Origin of the sequence: Sphingopyxis sp. L1A2A, from assembly GCF_005502465.1 — a bacterium.
Lineage (GTDB): Bacteria > Pseudomonadota > Alphaproteobacteria > Sphingomonadales > Sphingomonadaceae > Sphingopyxis.
The window spans coordinates 1-5,654 of the sequence record NZ_SCOT01000062.1 but is presented as its reverse complement, the minus strand read 5'-3'; the positions used below and the strand labels follow the sequence as shown (position 1 = coordinate 5,654).

General features: G+C 68.1%; 5 protein-coding genes. 1 reads left to right on the top strand and 4 read right to left on the bottom strand.

What is annotated here, in order from left to right; genetic code table 11:
- The first annotated feature begins 41 nt into the window (after positions 1-41).
- The gene (locus tag FFS68_RS17625; RefSeq protein ID WP_137754505.1) at positions 42-1,343 is read left to right on the top strand and encodes an Hsp70 family protein; all 1,302 of its coding nucleotides are present in this window, start codon (positions 42-44) and stop codon (positions 1,341-1,343) included.
- Positions 1,344-1,517: 174 nt separating this feature from the next.
- On the opposite strand, the gene FFS68_RS17615 is transcribed toward FFS68_RS17625, so the two are convergent.
- The 4 genes from FFS68_RS17615 to FFS68_RS17600 form a co-directional block, all read right to left on the bottom strand.
- On the bottom strand, positions 1,518-2,741 hold the full coding sequence (locus tag FFS68_RS17615; RefSeq protein WP_137754503.1) for a dihydroorotase: 1,224 nt from the start codon (positions 2,739-2,741) through the stop codon (positions 1,518-1,520).
- Positions 2,732-3,727 carry an aspartate carbamoyltransferase catalytic subunit gene (locus FFS68_RS17610; RefSeq protein ID WP_137754502.1) on the bottom strand — a complete coding sequence of 332 codons (996 nt, stop codon included), beginning with the start codon at positions 3,725-3,727 and terminating at the stop codon, positions 2,732-2,734. The genes FFS68_RS17615 and FFS68_RS17610 overlap by 10 nt, the downstream gene beginning before the upstream one ends.
- 74 nt (positions 3,728-3,801) lie before the next feature.
- The gene (gene ruvX / locus FFS68_RS17605; RefSeq protein WP_137754501.1) at positions 3,802-4,260 is read right to left on the bottom strand and encodes a Holliday junction resolvase RuvX; all 459 of its coding nucleotides are present in this window, start codon (positions 4,258-4,260) and stop codon (positions 3,802-3,804) included.
- Positions 4,261-4,356: 96 nt separating this feature from the next.
- On the bottom strand, positions 4,357-5,628 hold the full coding sequence (locus FFS68_RS17600; protein WP_137754500.1) for a DUF3089 domain-containing protein: 1,272 nt from the start codon (positions 5,626-5,628) through the stop codon (positions 4,357-4,359).
- Between the last annotated feature and the right edge of the window lie 26 nt (positions 5,629-5,654).

Below are 5,654 nucleotides of genomic sequence, written 5' to 3'. Positions count from 1 at the left end.
GTGCAATAGGCGCCGCCCCCGCCGACCCACAGGAGCCCGCCATGACCCGCCATGCCACGCCGCGCGCGCTCGGGCTCGATTTCGGGACGACCAACAGCGTCGTCGCGCTGACCGATGGGCAGGGCGGGTCGGAGCTGGTCGAATTTGCCGGGGGCGAAGCGACCGGGGCGGTGTTCCGGTCGGCGCTATGTTTCTGGGAAGAGGAGCGGGCGTGGCAGGGGATCGCGCATGAGGCGGGGCCGTGGGCGATCGCCGAATATCTGCAATCGCCGCTCGACAGCCGCTTCGTCCAGTCGTTCAAGAGCGTTGTGGCGAGCGCGTCGTTCGAGCGCGCGCTCATTTTCAACAAGCCGTATCGGTTCGAGGATATGGGGCGGCTGTTCCTGCAGCGGCTGGTCGCGCACGCCGGGGGGCGGCTCGACACGCTGCCGCAGCGGGTGATCGTCGGGCGGCCGGTCGAATATGCCGGGGCGCGGCCCGACGCGGCGCTGGCGCGGCAACGCTATGATGCGATGCTCGAGGCGTTCGGCACCGAAATATATTATGTCCACGAGCCGCTGGGTGCGGCGCACAGCTATGCGGCGCGGCTGACCGAACCCGCGACGATCCTGGTCGCCGATTTCGGCGGCGGGACGACCGACTTTTCGATCGTGCGGGTCGCGGCGCCAGGAAGCCCGCGGCGCTGCGTGCCGCTGGCATCGGCGGGGATCGGGATTGCGGGCGACCGCTTCGATTACCGGATCGTCGACCGGCTGGTGCTGCCTTTGCTCGGCAAGGGCGGGCTGTACCGCTCGTTCGACAAGCTGCTCGAGATTCCGGGCGGGCATTTCCGCGATTTTGCCGACTGGTCGCGGCTGGCGCTGATGCGCAACCGGCGCACGCTGAACGAACTCGAGCGGTTGCAGCGCGATGTGGTCGATCCCGCGCCGATCGGGCGGATGATCGCGCTGATCGAGCATGAGCAGGGGTTTCCGCTGTACGACGCGGTAGGGCGGCTGAAGCGCGCGCTGTCGAGCGCGGAGGAAGCCGAGTTTTGCTTTTCGGGCGATGGGGTCGAGATCGAGGCGGTCGTGCGCCGCGCCGATTTCGAGGCGTGGATCGCCGATGACCTGCGGCGGATCGAGGCGGCGATGGATGCGGCGCTGGTCCGCGCGGCGGTGACGCCGGAGGACATCGACCGGGTGTTCCTGACCGGCGGATCGTCGCTGATCCCCGCGATCGGGGCGCTGTTCGAGCGGCGGTTCGGCGCGGAGCGGATCGCGACCGGGGGCGAGCTGACGTCGATCGCGCATGGACTGGCGCTGATTGGTGAGGAGGATGATCCGGGGGAGTGGGCGGCTTGATGGGGGTTGACCGGACGTAGCCCTTATCCTCCCCATGGCTTCACCACAGGGAGGATCTACACGTCCTCGTTACCCCGGACTTGATCCGGGGTCCATGCGGCGGCCGTGGCTATGGATCCCGGATCAAGTCCGGGATGACGAAGATAGGGAAGTTGGGCCGACCCCCAAACCAGCCTACCGAACCCGCAAGCCGCCCTTCCACATCGCGGTTGCGCGGCCCTGCACGGGCATGCCGTCGAACGGGGTGTTGCCCGCGTAGGCCGCCATCTTTTTCGCATCGACCTGCCACGGGGTGCCGTCGTCGATCAGGATGAGGTCGGCCTCCTTGCCCGGCTCAAGGCGGCCCGCGTTGACGCCGAGCACGCAGGCGGGGGTGGCGGAAAGCATGTCGAACAGGCGGCCGAGCGCGACATGGCCGTCGCGCACCAGGTTCAGGCCCAGCGCGAGCAGGGTTTCGGCGCCCGCCATGCCGGGCAACGCCTCGGCAAAGGGGAGGCGCTTGTCTTCCGGGCCGCGCGGGTCGTGGCCCGAGGACAGGATGTCGATCGTGCCATCGGCGACCGCGGCGAGGCAGGCGTGACGGTCGTCCTCGGAGCGCAGCGGCGGCGACAGGCGCGCGAAGGTGCGGAAATCGCCGATCGCGGTGTCGGACAGGAACAGATGCGCGGGGGTGATGCCGCAGGTGACGGGGAGGCCGCTGGCCTTGGCGGCGCGAACAAGCGCGAGCCCGCGCGCGGTGGTGACCTGGCGGAAATGGACCGGCGCGCCGGTTTCCTCGACGAGCGCAAGGTCGCGCGCGATCGCGATCGCTTCGGCGATGGCGGGGGCTGAGGCGAGGCCGAGGCGGGTCGCCATTTCGCCGTCGGTCGCGACCGCACCCGCGGTGAGGCCTTCATCCTCGGCGTGGATGATCGTGACGAGACCGAGCGACGCGGCATAGGCCAGGACGCGGCGCATCACCCCGGCATCGGCAATGCGGGTGCGGCCGGTGGCGACGGCGCGGGCGCCGGCGCTTTTCATCAGGCCGATTTCGGCGAGTTCCTTGCCTGCGAGGCCTTTGGTGGCGGCGGCGACAGGATGGACCCACAGGTCGGGCTTGCCGCCCTTGGCAGCGCGCTCGACGAGGCCGGGGTCGTCGAGCGGCCCGGCGTCGGGCATCAGCGCCGCGCGGGTGATGCCGCCAAAGTGAAAAGCGGGTTTGTCGGTCGCGAACACGCCGAGGTCGATGATGCCGGGGGCGAGCCATTGGCCTTTGGCGTCGACGGTTTCGGTGCCGTCGGGAATGTCGGTCGGGTCGATAGCGGCGATGCGGCCGCCCGCCACGAGCAGGCTGCCCGGGCGCGGGGTGTCGCCGTCGATCAGCCGCGCGTTGGTGATGAGAAGCGGTTTCAGTTCCATCCCGCGACCCCCCGCTGGCGGCGCGTCAAAATATCGAGGCACGCCATGCGCACGGCGACCCCCATTTCGACCTGCTCGGTGATCGTCGAACGCGTGGGGTGGTCGGCGATGCTGCTGTCGATCTCGACCCCGCGGTTCATCGGGCCGGGGTGCATGACGATGGCATCGGGTTTCGCCTTTTCGAGGCGCTTGGGCGTGAGGCCGTAGAGCGCGTGATATTCGCGGGCGCTGGGCAGATAGGCGCCGTCCATGCGCTCGTTCTGGAGGCGGAGCATCATCACGACGTCGGCATCCTTCAGCCCTTCGTCCATGTCGGTGAAAGTCGTCACATGCATGCGCTCGATCGCAGGCGGGGTCAGGGTCGGCGGCGCGACCACGCGCACCTCGTTGCCGAGCAGGGTGAGCGCGAGGATGTTCGAGCGCGCGACGCGGCTGTGGAGGACGTCGCCGCAGATCGCAATCGTGAGCCCCTCGACGCGGCCGAGGCGGCGGCGGATCGTCAGCGCATCGAGCAAAGCCTGCGTCGGGTGCTCGTGGCGGCCGTCGCCGGCGTTGAGGACGGGGCAATCGACTTTATCGGCGATGAGCTGCACCGCGCCCGAGCTGCCGTGACGGATCACCATCGCGTCGGCGCGCATCGCGTTGAGCGTCATCGCGGTGTCGATCAGCGTCTCGCCCTTCTTCACGCTCGATTGCGCGGCGTGCATGTTGACGACGTCGGCGCCGAGGCGTTTGCCGGCGATTTCGAACGACAAGAGCGTGCGCGTCGAATTTTCGAAAAAGGCATTGATGATCGTGAGGCCGGCGAGCTTGTCATTGTGTTTTGCGGCACCCGCGCGGTTCAGATCGACCCACTCTTCGGCGGCGTCGAGGACATAGCTGATCTCCCACGGGGTCAGCTGGGCGATGCCGATCAGGTGGCGATGGCGAAAGGCATCGCCGCCGGGCGGATAGTCGCTGGCGGGTCGGATGGTGGAGGTTGTCATTAAAGCCGAGCGTCTACGCAGGAGTTGCGAAAATCGCAAGCCTGATCCTCCCCATGGCTTCGTCACAGGGAGGATTATCGGGTCATCGCGTCGATCGCGCCTTGCAGGATGAAGGCGGCGGCGGCGCTGTCGATGCGGTCGGCGCGTTTGGCGCGGCTGACGTCGGCGGCGATCATCGCGCGCTCGACCGCGGCGGTGGACCAGCGTTCGTCCCAGAGCAGTATGGGCAGGCCGAGCGGCAGCAGGTTGCGGGCGAAGGCGCGGGTGCTCTGGGTGCGCGGGCTGTCGGTGCCGTCCATGTTTAGCGGCAGGCCGACGACGAGGCCGACGATGCTGTGGGCGGCGAGCGCGGCCTTGAGCGCGTCGAGGTCGGCGGTGAATTTGGTGCGCTTGATCGTCTTGTCGGGGGTCGCGAAGCTCCAGTTCACATCGCAGGTCGCGACGCCGATGGTCTTGGTGCCGACGTCGAGACCTGCGAGGCGGCCGCCGGTCGGGAAATGGGCGGCGAAGTCGGGGGCGGCGGTGGTGATCATATCACCCTCTCTAACCGCTTGTGTCGAGCGAAGTCGAGACACGTCGCAGGGTTGCGCGTGCCAAGCGTGTCTCGACTTCGCTCGACACGAACGGAGTCAGGTATTCGGTGCTGCGACCGTAGGCGGTGTTGCCAAAGGCGTCGCCGCAGGCGGCACCGGCGACGGCTTGCCCTCGAAGGTTGCCAACCGCCGCAAAGCGTCTGCGCGGACGTTCGCCCAGAACAGGGTGATGTCATAGACATGGTAATTGTTGCCGGGCAGCACATAGCCCGCGACGACATAGTTTTTGGCGATCTCGGCATCGCCGATCATCAACAGGCCGCGCGTGTCATCGCATGTGGCGCCGATCTTGCCGACGCTGAGCGACCCGCTTTTGAAGCCTTCGGTGGGGACCAGCGTGCCGAGATTGGCGTCGGGTGCTGCCGCGGCGTCGCGGGTGCCGGTCAGCGGGTTGGTGCACAGCATCCGCGTGTCGGCGCGCGGGCGGCCGTCGAAGCCGATGGTGCCGTCATAGGCGGCGGTGACCATTTCGGGGTCGGCGGGGTCGGCAAAGCTCGCCCAACCGAGAATACATCCCTTTTGTTCGGGGGTCTCGCACGCGGGCAGACCGAGCGCCGTCATGTCGGTATCGAGGCTGATTGGCCAGCCGATGACATAGGCGGCGACGATGCGTTTCGCGAGCGGGGTGCCGGCGATGCGGTTCTTGAGCAAGGTGGTGAGGTGGAGCGCGCCCTGGCTGTGCCCGGCGAGGATGATCGGTTTGGTTTTGGGCTGGGCGGCGATGAAGGCGTCGAAGGCTTCCTCGACATCACGATAGGCGGCGTCGATCGCCTTGCCCGCGGTGACGCGGTCTTCGGCGAGGAACGCGCCGAGCGTCGCCTGGCGATAGCGCGGCGCCCAGATTTCGCCGGCGTCGGCAAAGGCGCTGGCCATGCCCTGAACGAACAGATTGGCGCGGTGGTCCGAATCGCGGTCTTCGAGCGGGGCGTTCCAGCTCGAGCGGCTGTAATAGCTGGTCGGGTGGACAAAAAAGACCGCGGCATCGCCGGGCGGCGGGGCGGCTTCGGCGGCGGTGGCGGGCGGGATCAGCTGGTCGCGCGACTGGGCGTCGGCGCTGTCGGGCGCGGTTCCGTCTTCGCTCTGGACGGCGGGGCGCCAGGCCGACGGATCCTTGTCCATTCCCGGCCGCGCGAACCACATTTTGGGGTCGTCATAGGCGTTGGGTTCGACCGCGGCCTGTTGTTTGAATTCGGCGCTGGGAACAAAGGCGACGCGCGCGAGCCAGCCCGGATAGAGCTGGTACACGATCCCGGCGGCGAGGATCAGCAGGATGATGGCGGCGATGACGTAAAGAAATTTGCGGGCCAAATGGGGGCTCCATGGGGGAGGGGAAG